This window comes from Streptomyces sp. NPDC020422 (assembly GCF_044386705.1).
Classification (GTDB): Bacteria; Actinomycetota; Actinomycetes; order Streptomycetales; family Streptomycetaceae; genus Streptomyces.
On sequence record NZ_JBIRVJ010000005.1, the window covers coordinates 369,677 to 386,964 of the forward strand.

At 71.5% G+C, this 17,288-nt stretch carries 16 protein-coding genes; 12 read left to right on the plus strand and 4 right to left on the minus strand.

Going from position 1 to position 17,288, the window contains the following annotated elements; genetic code table 11:
* The first annotated feature begins 108 nt into the window (after positions 1-108).
* The 3 genes from mqnC (at position 109) to ACH414_RS15730 (ending at position 2,735) form a co-directional block, all read left to right on the plus strand.
* Positions 109-1,323, plus strand: coding sequence for a cyclic dehypoxanthinyl futalosine synthase (mqnC, locus tag ACH414_RS15720; RefSeq protein WP_382532732.1), 1,215 nt, complete (start codon positions 109-111; stop codon positions 1,321-1,323).
* 13 nt (positions 1,324-1,336) lie between these two features.
* Positions 1,337-1,936 (plus strand): hypothetical protein, encoded by a 600-nt coding sequence (locus ACH414_RS15725; RefSeq protein ID WP_382532730.1) that lies wholly within the window; start codon positions 1,337-1,339, stop codon positions 1,934-1,936.
* Positions 1,937-2,039: 103 nt separating this feature from the next.
* Positions 2,040-2,735, plus strand: coding sequence for a demethylmenaquinone methyltransferase (locus ACH414_RS15730; protein WP_398942134.1), 696 nt, complete (start codon positions 2,040-2,042; stop codon positions 2,733-2,735).
* A gap of 13 nt (positions 2,736-2,748) precedes the next feature.
* Here the strand turns inward: ACH414_RS15730 and ACH414_RS15735 are convergent, their stop codons facing one another.
* Together ACH414_RS15735 and ACH414_RS15740 are read right to left on the minus strand one after the other, a co-directional pair.
* Positions 2,749-4,119, minus strand: coding sequence for a phosphodiester glycosidase family protein (locus ACH414_RS15735; protein ID WP_382532726.1), 1,371 nt, complete (start codon positions 4,117-4,119; stop codon positions 2,749-2,751).
* Positions 4,116-4,784: a peptidase inhibitor family I36 protein gene (locus tag ACH414_RS15740; protein WP_383161831.1), complete on the minus strand. Its 669-nt coding sequence runs from the start codon at positions 4,782-4,784 to the stop codon at positions 4,116-4,118. Before ACH414_RS15740 ends, ACH414_RS15735 begins: the two co-directional genes overlap by 4 nt.
* 159 nt (positions 4,785-4,943) lie before the next feature.
* Here ACH414_RS15740 and ACH414_RS15745 point away from each other — a divergent pair, with 159 nt between their 5' ends.
* Positions 4,944-6,284 carry a geranylgeranyl reductase family protein gene (locus tag ACH414_RS15745; RefSeq protein WP_382533330.1) on the plus strand — a complete coding sequence of 447 codons (1,341 nt, stop codon included), beginning with the start codon at positions 4,944-4,946 and terminating at the stop codon, positions 6,282-6,284.
* Here ACH414_RS15745 and ACH414_RS15750 read toward each other — a convergent pair.
* A complete protein-coding gene (locus tag ACH414_RS15750; RefSeq protein ID WP_382532722.1) occupies positions 6,250-7,227 on the minus strand; it encodes a helix-turn-helix domain-containing protein in 978 nt (325 codons plus the stop codon). The genes ACH414_RS15745 and ACH414_RS15750 overlap by 35 nt on opposite strands.
* An 84-nt stretch (positions 7,228-7,311) precedes the next feature.
* Between ACH414_RS15750 and ACH414_RS15755 the strand changes: the two genes are divergently transcribed.
* Positions 7,312-8,181 (plus strand): NAD(P)-dependent oxidoreductase, encoded by an 870-nt coding sequence (locus ACH414_RS15755; RefSeq protein WP_382532720.1) that lies wholly within the window; start codon positions 7,312-7,314, stop codon positions 8,179-8,181.
* An 82-nt stretch (positions 8,182-8,263) separates the two neighbouring features.
* On the opposite strand, the gene ACH414_RS15760 is transcribed toward ACH414_RS15755, so the two are convergent.
* Positions 8,264-9,109 carry a C40 family peptidase gene (locus ACH414_RS15760; RefSeq protein WP_382532718.1) on the minus strand — a complete coding sequence of 282 codons (846 nt, stop codon included), beginning with the start codon at positions 9,107-9,109 and terminating at the stop codon, positions 8,264-8,266.
* Positions 9,110-9,780: 671 nt separating this feature from the next.
* Here ACH414_RS15760 and ACH414_RS15765 point away from each other — a divergent pair.
* From ACH414_RS15765 to ACH414_RS15795, 7 genes are read left to right on the plus strand one after another with little or no spacing between them, the layout of a single operon-like run.
* Complete coding sequence (locus ACH414_RS15765) at positions 9,781-10,140, plus strand: NADH-quinone oxidoreductase subunit A (RefSeq protein WP_019888619.1); 360 nt, start codon at positions 9,781-9,783, stop codon at positions 10,138-10,140.
* A 17-nt stretch (positions 10,141-10,157) separates the two neighbouring features.
* A complete protein-coding gene (locus ACH414_RS15770) occupies positions 10,158-10,712 on the plus strand; it encodes an NADH-quinone oxidoreductase subunit B family protein (RefSeq protein WP_152885510.1) in 555 nt (184 codons plus the stop codon).
* The gene (locus ACH414_RS15775; RefSeq protein WP_386565353.1) at positions 10,709-11,440 is read left to right on the plus strand and encodes an NADH-quinone oxidoreductase subunit C; all 732 of its coding nucleotides are present in this window, start codon (positions 10,709-10,711) and stop codon (positions 11,438-11,440) included. The genes ACH414_RS15770 and ACH414_RS15775 overlap by 4 nt, the downstream gene beginning before the upstream one ends.
* A complete protein-coding gene (locus tag ACH414_RS15780; protein WP_382532714.1) occupies positions 11,437-12,762 on the plus strand; it encodes an NADH-quinone oxidoreductase subunit D in 1,326 nt (441 codons plus the stop codon). The genes ACH414_RS15775 and ACH414_RS15780 overlap by 4 nt, the downstream gene beginning before the upstream one ends.
* Positions 12,759-13,502 carry an NADH-quinone oxidoreductase subunit NuoE gene (gene nuoE, locus ACH414_RS15785; protein ID WP_382532713.1) on the plus strand — a complete coding sequence of 248 codons (744 nt, stop codon included), beginning with the start codon at positions 12,759-12,761 and terminating at the stop codon, positions 13,500-13,502. Before ACH414_RS15780 ends, nuoE begins: the two co-directional genes overlap by 4 nt.
* Positions 13,502-14,851: an NADH-quinone oxidoreductase subunit NuoF gene (nuoF, locus tag ACH414_RS15790; protein WP_382532711.1), complete on the plus strand. Its 1,350-nt coding sequence runs from the start codon at positions 13,502-13,504 to the stop codon at positions 14,849-14,851. Before nuoE ends, nuoF begins: the two co-directional genes overlap by 1 nt.
* Positions 14,848-17,286, plus strand: a complete 2,439-nt coding sequence (locus ACH414_RS15795) for an NADH-quinone oxidoreductase subunit G (RefSeq protein ID WP_386565350.1) — start codon at positions 14,848-14,850, stop codon at positions 17,284-17,286. The genes nuoF and ACH414_RS15795 overlap by 4 nt, the downstream gene beginning before the upstream one ends.
* The last annotated feature ends 2 nt before the right edge of the window (positions 17,287-17,288 follow it).

The following is a 17,288-nucleotide window of genomic DNA, read 5'->3' on the forward strand; positions in this document are numbered from 1 at the left end:
GTTGGCTCGGGACCGGCACGAATCCGCCCGGGGGTGCTGGCGTAGGCTGGCCGGGTCCGTCCAGTACGTGCCCGCCCGCGCGTACGCAGCCTCCGAAAGGGACTACCGGTGACCGAGAAGGCCGCACTCACGTCTGTTGATGTCACAGCCGTTCTCGACCGCGCCGCCGCCGGTGGCCGGATCACCCCCGAGGAGGCGCTCGACCTGTACCGCTCGGCGCCGCTGCACGCCCTCGGCGCCGCCGCCGACGCCGTGCGCCGCCGCCGTTACGCGGGGACCGAGCACATCGCGACGTACATCATCGAGCGCAACATCAACTACACGAACGTCTGTGTGACGGCGTGCAAGTTCTGCGCCTTCTACGCGGCCCCCAAGGACACCAAGAAGGGCTGGACCCGCGACCTCGACGACATCCTGCGCCGCTGCGCGGAGACCGTGGAGCTCGGCGGCACCCAGATCATGTTCCAGGGCGGCCACCACCCCGACTTCGGCGTCGAGTACTACGAGAAGCACTTCGCCGCCATCAAGGCCGAGTTCCCGCAGCTGGTCATCCACTCCCTCGGCGCCTCCGAGGTCGAGCACATGGCCCGGATCTCCGGGGTCTCCGTCGAGGAGGCCATCACCCGCATCCACGCGGCCGGCCTCGACTCCTTCGCGGGCGCCGGCGCCGAGCTGCTCCCGGAGCGCCCGCGCAAGGCGATCGCCCCGCTGAAGGAGAGCGGCGAGCGCTGGCTGGAGATCATGGGGATCGCCCACGGGCTGGGCGTCGAGTCGACCTCCACGATGCTCATGGGCACCGGCGAGACCAACGCCGAGCGGATCGAGCACCTGCGGATGATCCGCGATCTGCAGGACCGCACGGGCGGCTTCCGGGCCTTCATCCCGTACACGTACCAGCCCGAGAACAACCACCTGAAGGGCCGCACCCAGGCGACCCTCTTCGAGTACCTGCGCATGATCTCCATCGCGCGGCTCTTCCTCGACAACGTGGCCCACATCCAGGGCTCCTGGCTCACCACGGGCAAGGAGATCGGCCAGCTCACCCTGCACTACGGCGCGGACGACCTCGGCTCGATCATGCTGGAGGAGAACGTCGTCTCCTCCGCCGGCGCCAAGCACCGCTCCAACCTGCGCGAGATGATCGACATGATCCGCACCGCGGACCGGGTCCCGGCGCAGCGCTCCACCACCTACGAGCACCTGGTCGTCCACGACGACCCGGCGAACGACCCGGTCGACGAGCGCGTGGCCTCCCACATCTCGTCCGTCGCGATCGAGGGCGGCACGGCCCACCCCGAGCTGAAGCTCCTCGACGCCCGCTGAGAACGGCTCCCCGATGCTGACCCTGCACGCCGCCGACGCCTCGCCCGAGCTCGCGGTCCTCGTCGACGGCGCGTTCGTCGCGGCCGTCGGCCCGTACGAGGAGCTGGCCGAGGCCCACCAGGACGCCCGGCTGCGCCGCTGGCCCGGCATCCTCACGCCGGGACTGCTCAACCCGTACGGCCCCGAGCTGCTGGAGGCCACCTACCACCCGGATCCGCGCGAGGCCGCGGAGTTCGGCACCGAGCCGATCACCGGGGAGCGGGCGCAGGACATCTTCGAGGCCGACCCCGCCCGCCGGGGCGCCTCCGCGCGCCGCGGGGTGCAGCGGCTGCTCGCGCACGGCACGGTGGCCGTCGGCGGGGAGCTGCGCGGGCGCCCCGCCCAGGACGCGGTGCGCAGGGCCGGGCTCGCGGTGGGGCAGCGCCCGCCGAACCTGCCGGGCCCGCCGTCCCTGACGCCGGCGCCGCTGGTGCTGCTGCCCGGACTCACGGCGGGCGCCCAGGCCCGGTTCGCCGTCTTCGACGTGCCCGACCGGGCGGCGCTCGTGCGCCGGGGGCCGGCCACCTGTGTGGCCACGGTCATCGCCGGGCGGCTGGTGTACCGGGCCCGCTGACCGCGGGGCCCGGTGCCCCCTGCGACAATGCGGGCGTAACGTCGGCCTGTCGGCCCGCAGCAAGAACCAAGCCCGCAGTACGAACCAAGTGAGGCGAACGCCAGTGACCCGCGCCACCCTGGACAAGAAGCCGCACGAAGTCGCCTCGATGTTCGACGACGTGGCGGCGAACTACGACCTCACCAACGACATCTTGTCGCTCGGCCAGGACCGGCGCTGGCGCAAGGAGGTCGCCAAGGCGGTCGACGCGCGGCCCGCGCAGAAGATCCTGGACCTGGCCGCCGGCACCGCGACCTCCTCGCAGCCGTTCGCGCGCGCCGGGGCGTACGTCGTGCCCTGCGACTTCTCCCTGGGGATGCTGCGCGTCGGCAAGAAGAACCACCCGTGGATGCCTTTCACCGCGGGCGACGGCACGAGGCTGCCGTTCCGCGACGACGTGTTCGACGCCGTCACCATCTCCTTCGGGCTGCGCAACATCCAGGACACCGACCAGGCGCTGCGCGAGCTGTACCGGGTGACGAAGCCCGGCGGCCGGGTCGTGATCTGCGAGTTCTCGCACGCCACCTGGGCCCCGTTCCGCACGGTGTACGAGGAGTACCTGATGCGCGCGCTGCCGCCGGTGGCGCGGGCCGTCTCCTCCAACCCGGACGCGTACGTGTACCTCGCCGAGTCCATCCGGTCCTGGCCGGACCAGCCGACCCTCGCACAGCTGATGCAGAAGGCCGGCTGGTCCGAGGTGGCCTGGCGGAACCTGACCGGCGGGATCGTGGCGATGCACCGCGGGTTCAAGGCCGCGTAGGCCCCCTGCGGGGCTACGGCTTGGCGTACATCCCGTAGCCGCCGACGCCCGTGTACACCGTGTCGGCCACCTTGCGGTGGACCTTCACGCCGTTCTCGGTGTCCGTCGGCGGCGTGCGGACGGTGGTTCCGGTCACCAGGGTGGTCGAGCCGCCACCGTCCAGGTTGAGGGCGTCGATCAGGGCCAGCTCCTTGGAGTCGAGGATCTCGGCGAAGGTGCGCAGGTAGTCGCCGTCCTCGTTCGCCTGCCCGGTGAGGGTGAGGAGCACCGGGTGGCCCTTGACGTTGGTGGCGAGCGCCGTGCGCGAGTCGGTGCAGATCAGCCGGGTGCCGTCGGCGCCCTTCGCGGTGCCGCTGCAGGAGTTGGGCAGCTCGGCGGGGATGTCGCCGTTGCGCAGCAGCTGGTGGAAGGAGCTCACGACGTCGACCGAGGCGTCCAGCGGGATGTCCCGGCCCGTCGTGACGTCGCGGAGCCTGGTCTCGACGGTGGCGCGGTCGTCGCGGACGAAGCGGGTGCGCAGCCACTGGGCTCCGGTGCCGATGCCCTGGAGGATCCGGCCGCCGGCCGGGACGGCGATGCCGCCGCGGCCCTCGTGGGCGTCGGTGACGGTGCCGTGGGCGTCGAGGACGACCTCGAAGCCGCTGTCGGTGGTGGCCGCGCCGTTCGGGTCGGTGCCCGGGGCGGGGACGGCGGCCCCGTAGTCGTCGGTGAAGACGACGATCTCGTTCGGGTCGGAGTAGACCAGCGGGGCGGAGCTCACCTTCACGTCGAACTGGTCGCGCGCGCAGTGCGAGACGTGGCCGGGGGTCCGGTTGACGTCGTCGACGCGGATCGACTCGCCGGTGGGCGCGGTGAGCTTGATGTCGGTGAGGAGCTTGGTGATGTACGGGATGCCGTAGCGGATCACCGCGCCGGTGCTGCCCGCCCCGCCGCTCCAGCAGCTGGAGCTGTGCAGCACGCCGTCGACGGCGGATGCGCTGGAGTGGACCACCCGGCCGGACGGCTCCAGCTGGAACAGGCCGCCGTTGACGCCCGCGGCGGGGTGGCGCGCGGCGACGGTGGTGACCGCGGCGAGCTGGTCGACGACCTTCTCCGCGTCGGAGTCGGCGGTGCCGACGAAGCTCTCCAGGGTGGTCGCGCCGGCCGTGGGGTCGATCTCGACGACCTGGAGGATCCTGGCCGCGCTCCGGTTGTCGAGCGTGGTCTCGGTCCAGGTGGTGTGGGTGACGCCGGGGCCGAGGGCGACCGGGGCGCCCTGGGTCCAGCCGAGGGCGAGCCTGCTCGGCGGCTCCTCGACGGTGGGGGCGGCGGCGGCCGTGGTGGTCAGGGCGAGGGCGCTGACGGCGGCGGCGAGGGCGGCCAGCGGCCGGCGGTTCCTGGTCACTGGCACTCCGAGGTTCCGTTGACGAGCTCGTGCGAGCGGAAGGTGCCGGCGAACGGCGCGGGCACGGTGGTGCTGTCGCCCCGCAGCACGACGTAGGCGCCGTACTTCTTCTGGTCGGCGGGGTCGGTCCAGGTGCCGGTGTAGGTGGGCTCGGGGTAGAAGCAGACGTGCTTCCGGGTGCGGTTGAAGACCGACCTGGGGGCGGCCTCGGTGCCGTAGCTGTTGCCGTAGTTCCTGCTGACCGGGTCGGTCGAGGGCAGGTGCACGGTGATCGGGCCGCGGCCGTTCTCCTGCGGGAAGGTGCAGACCCGGTTGTCGGGGCAGCGCTCGTAGCCGGTGAAGCACAGGGCGCGGGTCGGGACGACCTTGTGTCCGCTGAGGGTGTTCACGAAGCGGGTGTCGGAGGTCTGGTACTCGTCCGAGTTGCCCGGCTTGATGGTCTGCATCAGGCCGCCGTAGCCGGCGTCGACGTAGAGGCAGGCCCAGCCCTTGGTGTTGTTCTTCGCCGAGAGGGTCCTGTCGTCCCAGGTCGCGTCGTACTTCTCGGCGCTCTGCAGGTCGGTGAAGTCCCGTCGCTCGCCGGTGCCGTTGCTCCCGCTGTAGAGGCAGAGGGTGGCGGCCGGGCAGTCGTCGAAGGGCAGCGGGTCGGCGCTGGCGGGCAGCACCAGGAACGCCGAGCTAAGCAGGGCGAGGAGCGCCGCGACCAGCGGACCGCGTCGTATGTGTGTGCGAGTAGGAGTCACGGCAGGTGATCTTGCACCAGCGCAAGGTGATCGCGCATCAGGGGGTGACCCTTCCACCCGTCCGATACGCGTCCCCATAGACTGCCCGGGTACGTCCGTACCCGTCCTACCGTCGAGTCTTCGGGAGACCCCGCCGTGACCGAGCAGCCCCTCTCCGAGCACAGCGCAGACGTGATCGTCGTCGGGGCGGGCCCGGCCGGCTCGACCACCGCGTACTACCTCGCCAAGGCCGGGCTCGACGTCCTGCTCCTGGAGAAGACCGCGTTCCCGCGCGAGAAGGTCTGCGGCGACGGCCTCACCCCGCGCGCCACCAAGCAGCTCGTCGCGATGGGCATCGACATCTCCGAAGAGGCCGGCTGGCTGCGCAACAAGGGCCTGCGGATCATCGGCGGCGGCGTCCGGCTCCAGCTCGACTGGCCGGATCTCGCCTCCTACCCGGACTACGGACTCGTCCGCAAGCGCGACGACTTCGACGAGCAGCTCGCCCGGCAGGCGCAGAAGGCCGGCGCCCGGCTGTACGAGCGCTGCAACGTGGGCGCCCCGATCATCGACGACCGCACCGGCCGGATCACCGGGGTCCACGCCAAGCTCGGCGAGGAGAAGCGCGAGGTCACCTTCCACGCCCCGCTGGTCGTCGCCGCCGACGGCAACTCCACCCGCCTCTCCCTGGCGATGGGCCTGCACCGGCGCGAGGACCGCCCGATGGGCGTCGCCGTGCGCACGTACTTCACCACCCCGCGGCACGAGGACGACTACCTGGAGTCCTGGCTCGAACTGTGGGACCGGCGCGGCCCGCAGGACCGGCTGCTCCCCGGCTACGGCTGGATCTTCGGCATGGGCGACGGCACGTCCAACGTGGGCCTCGGCATCCTCGACTCCTCCTCCGCCTTCCGCGAGCTGGACTGGCGCGAGGTACTCAAGGCCTGGTGCGCCTCCATGCCCGAGGACTGGGGCTTCACCCCGGAGAACATGACCACCCCGATCCGCGGCGCCGCCCTGCCGATGGCCTTCAACCGCCAGCCGCACTACACCAAGGGCCTGCTGCTCGTCGGCGACGCCGGCGGCCTGGTCAACCCGTTCAACGGCGAGGGCATCGCGTACGCCATGGAGTCCGGCCAGATCGCGGCCGACGTCATCGTCCAGGCCCACGCCCGCGCCACCCCCGCCCAGCGGGAACTGGCCCTGCACAACTACCCGAAGATCCTCAAGGACACCTACGGCGGCTACTACACGCTCGGCCGCGCCTTCGTGAAGCTCATCGGCAACCCGAAGGTCATGAAGATCGCGACCCAGCGCGGCCTGACCCACCCGGTGCTCATGAAGTTCACCCTGAAGATGCTGGCCAACCTCACCGACCCGACCGGCGGCGACGCGATGGACCGCATCATCAACGGCCTCTCGAAGGTGGCCCCGAAGGCGTGAACGAGCGCCGGTAGGCGGTCGGGGAGAGACCGACGGCACGGGTGAAGTGGCGGCGCAGGTTCGCCGCCGAGCCCAGGCCGCTCTCCTCCCCGATCCGCTCCACCGGCAGTTCCGTCGACTCCAGGAGCGTCTGCGCGCGCGCCACCCGCTGGGCGAGCAGCCACTGCAGCGGGGTGGTGCCGTGCGTCTCGCGCAGCCGGCGGTGGAAGGTGCGCGCGCTCATCCGGGCCTGCCGCGCCAGCTGGTCCACCGTCAGCGGCTCGCCCAGCCGCTCCAGGGCCCACTGGAGGGCCGGACCGAGGGTGTCCTGGTGCTCGTCCGGCGGCAGCGGCGCCGCCACGGACTGGGGCCGGTCGCCCGGCCGGTGGGGCGCGACGACCAGCCGGTCGGCGAGGGCGCCCGCGACGGCCGCGCCGAGGTCCTTGCGCACGAGGTGCAGACACAGGTCGAGGCCGGCCGCGGCACCCGCGCCGGTGAGCACCCGCCCCTCGTCCGTGTAGAGCACCGACGGGTCGACCAGAACCCGCGGGTGACGGGCGGCCAGCTCGGCCGCGTACGCCCGGTGCAGGGTGGCCCGGCGTCCGTCCAGCAGCCCGGCCGCGGCGAGCGCGAACGCCCCGCTGCACATCGACACCGCCCGCGCCCCGGCGTCCGCCGCCGCGCGCACCACCTCGACCAGCTCCGGGGACAGTTCCTGGCGCCCCTCGACCACCGCGTCCGGCACCGACGGCACGATCACGGTGTCCGCGCCGGCCACGGCCTGGGGGCCGTGCGTCCCGTACGGCGCCGGGCCGACCACCCGCAGCTCGTACCAGGGGTCGGCCAGGTCGGTGTGCGGCATGCCGAACACCATCGAGGCGGTGGACAGTTCGTAGAGGTCGTACGGCGAGATCCGGCCCTGCTCGTCGGGGACGAGGACGACGGCGACGACTCCGGTGCTCATACCGGCGAGCCTATGGCAGGAACCGTGCGCAGGGCGGCGGTCCCGGTCCTGTCGGCCGGATCCGGCCGCTGCGAGCGTGGAGCCATGAGCACGAAGCGCACTCCAGTGACCGTCATCGGCCTCGGGCAGATGGGCGCCGCCCTCGCGGGCGCCTTCCTCGACGCCGGCCACCCCACCACCGTCTTCAACCGCACCCCCGGGAAGGCGGCCCCGCTCGTCGAGCGCGGCGCCGTCCTCGCCGGCACCGTCGCCGAGGCGGTGGCGGCGGGCGAACTCGTCGTCGTCTGCGTCCTCGACTACCCCGCCGTCCGCTCGCTCCTCGCCCCCGTCGCCGCGGAGCTGCGCGGCCGGGTGCTGGTCAACCTCACCTCCGGCTCGCCCGAGCAGGCCCGCGAGGAGGCCGCCTGGGCGGCCGGGCACGGCATCGGCTATCTCGACGGGGGCATCATGACGACGCCGCCCGGCATCGGCGACAGCGCCAGCATGATCCTCTACGCGGGCGGCGCCGGGCTCCTCGCGGAGCACCGCCCGGCCCTCGAAGTGCTCGGCGACCCGGTCGACCTGGGCACGGACGCGGGGCTGGCCTCGCTGTACGACGCCGGTCTGCTGGGCCTGATGTGGTCGGTCTTCGGCGGCTGGCTGCACGCCACCGCGCTCACCGGCGCCGACGGGGTGTCCGCCAAGGAGTTCACGGCGGTCGCGGTGCGCTCGCTGGGCACGATGGCCTGGTTCATGACCACGTACGCCGAGCAGGTCGACGCGGGGGAGTACCCGGGCGACGACGCGACCCTCGACGTGCACGTGGCGTCGATCGCGCACCTGCTGCACGCGGGGGAGGAGCGCGGGATCGACGACCGGCTGCCCCGGCTGCACCTGGAGATGATGAAGGAGGCGGTCGCGGCCGGGCACGGCGGTGACAGCTACGCCCGGATCATCGAGGCGTTCCGGAAGTAGCACCCGACGAGCCCCATGGCTATGCCGAAGGGCCGTCGCTCCCCCGAGGAGTGACGGCCCTTCGGCCATGCGGGTGGTGGGATCAGAGGATCCGCACGGCGCCCGACGGCGTGTCCCAGTCGAGCGAGCGCTCGACGACGCCGGTCGAGGGGTTCTGCGCGCCGACGTACTTGCCGCCGCCGACGTAGATGGCCACGTGGTACGAGCCGCTGCGGCTGCCCCAGTAGAGGATGTCGCCCGGCTGGAGGTTGCTCAGCGAGACGGAGGTGCCCATGCTCGACTGCTCGTACGAGATGCGCGGCAGGTCGATGCCGGCCTCGCGGTAGGCGGCCTGGACGAGGCCCGAGCAGTCCCACGAGTTGGGGCCGGTGCCGCCGGAGACGTACGCGTCGCCGATCTGGGCCTGGGCGAAGGCCACGATCGCGGCGGCGGAGCCGGTGGCGACCTGCGAGCTGCTGCCGGAGGACGAGCCGACGGCGTCGGAGGAGCCGGACGACGACTTCGCGGAGAGCGTGGTGCGCGTCGAGGTGCGGGAGGCGCGCTCCTGGGCCTCGGCACGGGCCTGCTCGGCCGCCTTCTCCGCCTTCTCGGCCTCGGCCTTGCGGTCGGCCTCGGCCTTCGCCTTCTTGGCCTCGGCGGAGGCCTTCTTGAGGGCGGCGTTCTCCTGGGCGGCGAGGCTCTGGTCGAGGGCCTCCTGCTGGGTGGCCTCGGCGGAGGCGGAGACGGCGCTCGCGAGGTCGGCGTCGAGCGAGCCCAGGGTGGGCATCTCGAGGGTCGTCTCGGTCACCGGCTCGGCGTTCGCCGGAGCGGCGGCGCCGGCCACCGCGAGGGTGCTGAAGACGCCACCGGCAACTCCGGCTCGGAACGCGAGCTTGGAAGCGCTGCGGCGGGGCTTCCGGTGGCTGGGTATGTGAGCGGTGTGGGACATGGGTACAACCGCTATCAGGGCTTCACGGTTCCCTTCAAGAAACGTGGGTTGCGCCACAGTTACGTTCGGAACCGCTGAATCCGCTTCTTGTGCGCCCTTATTGACGCCGTAACGGGCAAATCGGGCGGGGCTCAATGCGGGCTTGATCATGGGTTTTCAATGAAACGCCCGAATTGCCCGTCGCTTACCACCTCTTCACCTCGATGGCCAAGCCCCGTTCTTCCGGACCGGTTCCCGATGTGGCGCAGGTCACATCCTCGCTCGTGAACGCGTGCACGCGTCCACCTCCGTACGCCGGACCCCTCGACCGGGCGACGGGCGCTTCCTTTATCACCCGTACGCGTCTCGCAGCCAATTTGCTTGTACCGCCCAACTCTTGATAGTGCGCCACCCCTTCCGACCAGCGTTTTCCGGTCCGGATGTCACATCTGGTGATCACCTGGGCGCTTCGCGTGGCAAGATCACCGCTCATCCGACTTCATGATCCTTCGTCAGGTGGTGGAGATCACAAAGTCGTTGGCGTACCCCGTGTCGCAGATCACAGAGGGGCGGGCTTAAGATGCGGGGCAGTCGGGCTTGTGAACTGCCTCACATGGGAGCGATCTTCCGCGTGGCGTCGCAGGCCGGCAGTGCGGTCCAACGGTCAAGGACGACTGGAAGGAGCGAGGAGCGTGAATGCGTACGCGCCCGTCCTCGTGCTCGGTGCCCTGGGTGCGGGGTTTGCGATCTTCTCCGTGGTCATGGCCACGCTAATCGGGCCAAAGCGGTACAACAGGGCAAAACTTGAGGCCTACGAGTGCGGCATCGAGCCGACGCCCACTCCGGCCGGAGGCGGCCGCTTCCCGATCAAGTACTACCTGACGGCGATGCTCTTCATCGTCTTCGACATCGAGATCGTCTTCCTCTACCCCTGGGCCGTCACCTTCGACGCCCTGGGGCTTTTCGGGCTCGTGGAGATGCTGCTCTTCGTGCTCACCGTCTTCGTCGCCTACGCCTACGTGTGGCGGCGCGGCGGCCTGGAATGGGACTGAGGGGCTGAGGAGCACCCATGGGACTCGAAGAGAAGCTGCCCAGCGGTTTTCTGCTGACCACCGTCGAACAGGCCGCGGGCTGGGTCCGGAAGGCCTCCGTCTTCCCCGCGACCTTCGGCCTGGCCTGCTGCGCCATCGAGATGATGACGACCGGCGCCGGACGCTACGACCTCGCCCGCTTCGGCATGGAGGTCTTCCGCGGCTCCCCGCGCCAGGCCGACCTGATGATCGTGGCCGGCCGCGTCAGTCAGAAGATGGCGCCCGTCCTGCGGCAGGTCTACGACCAGATGCCGAACCCCAAGTGGGTCATCTCCATGGGGGTTTGCGCATCGTCGGGCGGAATGTTCAACAATTACGCGATTGTGCAGGGCGTCGACCACATTGTTCCGGTTGACATCTATTTGCCGGGTTGCCCGCCGCGCCCGGAGATGCTGATGGACGCGATCCTCAAGCTCCACCAGAAGATCCAGACCTCCAAGCTCGGCGTGAACGCCCGGGAGGCGGCCCGCGAGGCGGAGGAAGCGGCGCTCAAGGCGCTGCCCACGATCGAGATGAAGGGTCTGCTCCGGTGAGCGACGAAACCCCGAACCCCGAGAAGGAGCTCAGCGCGCAGAACCTGCCGGGCCAGCGCGGTGACCACGGCGAGGAGGTCCGCGTCCAGCGCGGCATGTTCGGTGCGCAGAGCGGCGCCGACACCTCCGGCTACGGCGGCCTGGTCCGCTCGATCCGGCTCCCCGGTCCGGCCACCCGCCCGTACGGCGGCTGGTTCGACGAGGTCGCCGACGAGCTGGAGGGCGCCCTGGAGGAACAGGGCCTCGTCCCCGAGAACGCCATCGAGAAGACGGTGGTCGACCGCGGCGAGCTCACCTTCCACATCGAGCGCGAACACCTCGTCCGGGTCGCCCGCACCCTGCGCGACGACCCCGCCCTGCGCTTCGAGCTCTGTACGGGCGTCTCCGGCGTCCATTACCCGGGCGACAAGGGCCGCGAGCTGCACGCCGTCTACCACCTGCGCTCGCTGACCCACGGCCGGCTGCTGCGCCTGGAGGTCTCGGCCCCCGACGCCGACCCGCACATCCCGTCCCTCGTCCCGGTCTACCCGACCAACGACTGGCACGAGCGCGAGACGTACGACTTCTTCGGCATCGTCTTCGACGGCCACCCCGCCCTGATCCGGATCATGATGCCGGACGACTGGCAGGGCCACCCGCAGCGCAAGGACTACCCCCTCGGCGGCATCGCCGTCGAGTACAAGGGCGCCCAGATCCCGGCTCCGGACCAGCGGAGGTCGTACTCGTGACCAGCCCCAACGCGTCGTCCGCACGCGAGACCACCGAAGGGACCGTCTACACGGTCACCGGCGGCGACTGGGACGAGGTCGTCCAGTCCGCCGCCAAGGCCGACGACGAGCGCATCGTCGTCAACATGGGCCCCCAGCACCCGTCCACCCACGGCGTGCTCCGGCTCATCCTGGAGATCGACGGCGAGACCGTCACCGAGGCCCGCTGCGGCATCGGCTACCTCCACACCGGCATCGAGAAGAACCTCGAGTTCCGGACCTGGACGCAGGGCACCACCTTCGTCACGCGGATGGACTACCTCACCTCGTTCTACAACGAGACGGCGTACTGCCTCGGCGTGGAGAAGCTGCTCGGCATCACCGACCAGATCCCCGACCGGGCCAGCATCATCCGGGTGCTCCTCATGGAGCTCAACCGGCTCTCCTCGCACCTGGTCTGCATCGCCACCGGCGGCATGGAGCTCGGCGCCACCACGATCATGATCTACGGCTTCCGGGACCGCGAGATGATCCTGGACCTGTACGAGCTGATCACCGGCCTGCGCATGAACCACGCGTTCATCCGCCCCGGCGGCCTCGCCCAGGACCTCCCGCCGGGCGCCGTCGACGCCGTGCGCGAGTTCGTGAAGACCATGAAGAAGAACCTGCCGGAGTACGACAAGCTCGCCACCGGCAATCCCATCTTCAAGGCCCGCATGCAGGACGTCGGCTACCTCGACCTCACCGGCTGCATGGCCCTCGGCGCCACCGGACCGATCCTGCGCTCCGCGGGCCTCCCGCACGACCTGCGCAAGACCGACCCGTACTGCGGCTACGAGAACTACGACTTCGAGGTCCCCACCGCCGACAGCTGCGACGCCTACGGGCGCTTCCTCGTCCGCCTGGAGGAGATGCGCCAGTCCCTGCGGATCATCGAGCAGTGCCTCGACCGCCTGGAGCCGGGACCGGTCATGGTCGGCGACAAGAAGATCGCCTGGCCGGCCCAGCTGGCCCTCGGCCCCGACGGGCTCGGCAACTCCCTCGACCACATCAAGAAGATCATGGGCACCTCCATGGAGGCCCTGATCCACCACTTCAAGCTGGTCACCGAGGGCTTCCGGGTCCCCGCCGGACAGGCCTACGCGGCCGTCGAGTCGCCCAAGGGCGAGCTCGGCGTCCATGTCGTCTCCGACGGCGGCACCCGCCCCTACCGGGTCCACTTCCGCGACCCGTCCTTCACCAACCTCCAGGCCATGGCCGCGATGTGCGAAGGCGGCCAGGTCGCCGACGTCATCGTCGCCGTCGCGTCCATCGACCCCGTGATGGGAGGCGTCGACCGATGACGGACGGACACACCAGTCTCGGGATGCCCCAACTGCCCGCGCCCGACTACCCCGCCGAGGTCCGCGCCCGGTTGGAGGAGGACGCGAGGGCGATCATCGCCCGCTACCCGGGGTCCCGCTCCGCGCTCCTGCCGATGCTGCACCTCGTGCAGTCGGAGGAGGGCCACGTCACCCGTACCGGCATGCGCTTCTGCGCCGAGATGCTCGACCTGACCACCGCCGAGGTCACCGCCGTCGCCACCTTCTACACGATGTACCGGCGCAAGCCGTCCGGCGACTACCAGGTCGGCGTCTGCACCAACACGCTGTGCGCGGTCATGGGCGGCGACGCCATCTTCGAGGAGCTCAAGGAGCACCTCGCCGTCGGCAACGACGAGACCACCCCCGACGGCAAGGTCACCCTCGAACACATCGAGTGCAACGCGGCCTGCGACTTCGCACCCGTCGTGATGGTGAACTGGGAGTTCTTCGACAACCAGACGCCCGAGTCCGCCAAGCGGCTCGTCGACGACCTGCGCGCCGGGCGCCCGGTCGCACCCACCCGCGGCGCGCCGCTGTGCACCTTCAAGGAGACCGCGCGCATCCTCGCCGGCTTCCCCGACGAGCGCGAGGGCGCCGTCGAGGCCACCGGCGGCGCGGGGCCCGCCTCGCTCGTCGGCCTGCGTCTGGCCAAGGGGGAGTCCCCCCAGCACCGCATCGTCCATCCGCGGGGCGAGGCGGCCCGTGAGGAGGGAGAGTGATGACCTTGGCGGCCGAGATCAACAACAGCAGCCCCGAGAAGCTGCTCGCGCCCGTCCTGTCGGCGTTCTGGGACGAGCCCGAGTCCTGGACCCTGGAGACGTACCGGAGGCACGAGGGCTACGAGGGCCTGCGCAAGGCGCTCGCCATGTCGCCCGACGACCTCATCGCGTACGTCAAGGACTCCGGCCTGCGCGGCCGCGGCGGCGCGGGCTTCCCGACCGGGATGAAGTGGCAGTTCATCCCGCAGGGCGACGGCAAGCCGCACTACCTCGTCGTCAACGCCGACGAGTCCGAGCCGGGCACCTGCAAGGACATCCCGCTCCTCTTCGCCAACCCGCACTCCCTCATCGAGGGAATGATCATCGCCTGCTACGCGATCCGCTCCGAGCACGCGTTCATCTATCTGCGCGGCGAGGTCGTGCCCGTGCTGCGGCGCCTGCACGAGGCGGTGCGCGAGGCGTACGACGCCGGGTACCTCGGGCGGGACATCCTGGGCAGCGGCCTGAACCTCGACATCACCGTGCACGCCGGCGCCGGCGCGTACATCTGCGGCGAGGAGACCGCGCTGCTCGACTCGCTCGAAGGGCGCCGCGGCCAGCCCCGGCTGCGTCCCCCCTTCCCCGCGGTCGCCGGTCTGTACGCCTGCCCCACCGTGGTGAACAACGTCGAGTCCATCGCCTCGGTTCCCGCGATCCTGAACAAGGGCAAGGACTGGTTCACCTCGATGGGGACCGAGAAGTCCCCCGGGTTCACGCTCTACTCGCTCAGCGGGCACGTCGCCTCGCCCGGCCAGTACGAGGCCCCGCTCGGCATCACCCTGCGCCAGCTCCTCGACATGAGCGGCGGGATGCGGCCCGGGCACCGGCTCAAGTTCTGGACCCCGGGCGGCTCCTCCACCCCGATGTTCACCGACGAGCACCTCGACGTCCCGCTCGACTACGAAGGCGTCGGCGCCGCCGGGTCCATGCTCGGCACCAAGGCGCTCCAGTGCTTCGACGAGACGACCTGCGTGGTGCGGGCCGTCACCCGCTGGACCGAGTTCTACGCCCACGAGTCCTGCGGTAAGTGCACCCCCTGCCGCGAGGGCACCTACTGGCTCGTCCAGTTGCTCCGCGACATCGAGGCCGGCAAGGGCGTCATGTCCGACCTCGACAAGCTGAACGACATCGCCGACAACATCAACGGCAAGTCGTTCTGCGCGCTCGGCGACGGCGCCGCCTCGCCGATCTTCTCCTCGCTGAAGTACTTCCGCGACGAGTACGAGCAGCACATCACGGGCAAGGGCTGCCCCTTCGACCCCGCCAAGTCGACCGCCTGGGCGGACAAGCACCGGGAGGTGAACGCGTGACGGACCAGGACGCAGTCACGCTGACCATCGACGGCATCGAGATCACCGTCCCCAAGGGGACCCTGGTGATCCGGGCCGCCGAGCAGCTCGGCATCGAGATCCCCCGCTTCTGCGACCACCCGCTCCTCGACCCGGCCGGCGCCTGCCGCCAGTGCATCGTCGAGGTGGAGGGCCAGCGCAAGCCGATGGCCTCCTGCACCATCACCTGCACCGACGGCATGGTGGTGCGCTCCCAGCTGACCTCGCCGGTCGCCGAGAAGGCCCAGCACGGGGTGATGGAGCTGCTGCTCATCAACCACCCGCTGGACTGCCCGGTCTGCGACAAGGGCGGCGAGTGCCCGCTGCAGAACCAGGCCATGTCCCACGGACAGGCCGAGTCCCGCTTCGAGGGCAGCAAGCGCACGTACGAGAAGCCGGTCGCCATCTCCACCCAGGTGCTGCTCGACCGCGAACGCTGCGTGCTGTGCGCGCGCTGCACCCGCTTCTCCAACCAGGTCGCCGGCGACCCGATGATCGAGCTGATCGAGCGCGGCGCGCTCCAGCAGGTCGGCACCGGTGAGGGCGACCCCTTCGAGTCGTACTTCTCCGGCAACACCATCCAGATCTGCCCGGTCGGCGCGCTGACCTCGGCCGCCTACCGCTTCCGCTCACGCCCCTTCGACCTGGTGTCGTCGCCGAGCGTCTGCGAGCACTGCGCGGGCGGCTGCGCGACCCGCACCGACCACCGGCGCGGCAAGGTCATGCGGCGGCTCGCCGCCGAGGACCCCCAGGTCAACGAGGAGTGGATCTGCGACAAGGGGCGGTTCGGCTTCCGGTACGCGCAACAGCGCGACCGGCTGACCACCCCGCTGGTCCGCAACCCCGAGACCGGTGTCCTGGAGGAGGCCTCCTGGCCCGAGGCCCTCGAAGCCGCGGCCCGCGGTCTGGTGCGCGGGCGCACCGGCGTGCTGGCCGGAGGCCGGCTGACCGTCGAGGACGCCTACGCGTACGCCAAGTTCGCCCGGGTCGCCCTCGACACCAACGACGTCGACTTCCGGGCCCGTGTCCACTCCGGCGAGGAGGCCGACTTCCTGGCCTCCGCCGTCGCCGGGCGGGGCCGCGACCTGGACGGCTCGGGCGTCACGTACACCTCGCTGGAGGCCGCGCCGGCCGTGCTGCTCGTCGGCCTGGAGTCCGAGGAGGAGGCGCCCGGCGTCTTCCTGCGGCTGCGCAAGGCCTGGCGCAAGCACGGCCAGCGGACCTTCGCCGTCGCCGCGTTCGCCACCCGCGGCCTGGAGAAGACCGGCGGCACCCTGCTCGCCGCCGCCCCCGGCACCGAGACCGAGTGGCTCGACGCCCTCACCTCCCGGGTCGGCCTGTCCGACGAGGGGATCGCCGCCGCCGAGGCGCTGCGCCAGGACGGCGCCGTCATCGCCGTCGGCGAGCGGCTCGCCGGGGTGCCCGGTGCGCTCACCGCCGCCCTGCGGGCCGCCGCCGCCACCGGCGCGCGGCTGGTGTGGATCCCGCGCCGCGCCGGAGAGCGCGGCGCCGTCGAGGCGGGTGCCATCCCGGCGCTGCTGCCCGGCGGCCGGCCCGCGACCGACCCGCGCGCCCGGGAGGAGGTCGCCGCCGTCTGGGGCGTGCGCGAACTGCCGCACGGCTACGGCCGCGACACCGGCCAGATCGTCGAGGCCGCCGCGACCGGCGAACTCGGCGCGCTGCTCGTCGGCGGCGTCGACGTCGACGACCTGCCCGACCCGGCCCGCGCCCGCGAGGCCCTCGACGCGGCCTTCGTGGTCTCCCTGGAGCTGCGGCCCGGGGCGGTCACCGAGCGCGCCGACGTGGTCCTCCCGGTCGCCGCGGTCGCCGAGAAGCCCGGCACCTTCCTCAACTGGGAGGGCCGCGCCCGGCTGTTCGAGGCCGCGCTCAAGCCGGAGCAGATGACCAGGACGCTGCCGCCCGCCGACGCCCGTGTGCTGCACATGCTGGCCGACGCCATGGACGCGCATCTGGCACTGCCCGACCTGCGGTCCGTACGGCGCGAGCTGGACCGGCTCGGCGGCTGGACCGGCGAGCGGGCCGGCGAGCCGGCCGAGCACGGTCAGGCCGCCGCACGGCCCGGTGACGGCGAGGCCGTCCTCGCCGGGCACCGGATGCTGCTCGACCTGGGCCGCCTCCAGGAGGGCGACACCGCCCTGGCCGGCACCCGGCACGCCGCCGTCGCCCGGCTCTCGGCCGGCACCGCCGCGGCGACCGGCGTCAAGGACGGCGACACGCTCGAAGTGACCGGGCCCGTCGGCGCGGTCCGCTTCCCCCTCCAGGTCACCGAGATGCCCGACCGCGTGGTCTGGCTGCCGCTGAACTCGGCCGGCCGCGGCGTCCTCGCCGACACCGGCGCCCGCCCCGGCGACCTGGTCCGCATCGGCCCGGCCACCCTGACGGAGGTGGAGGCGTGAAC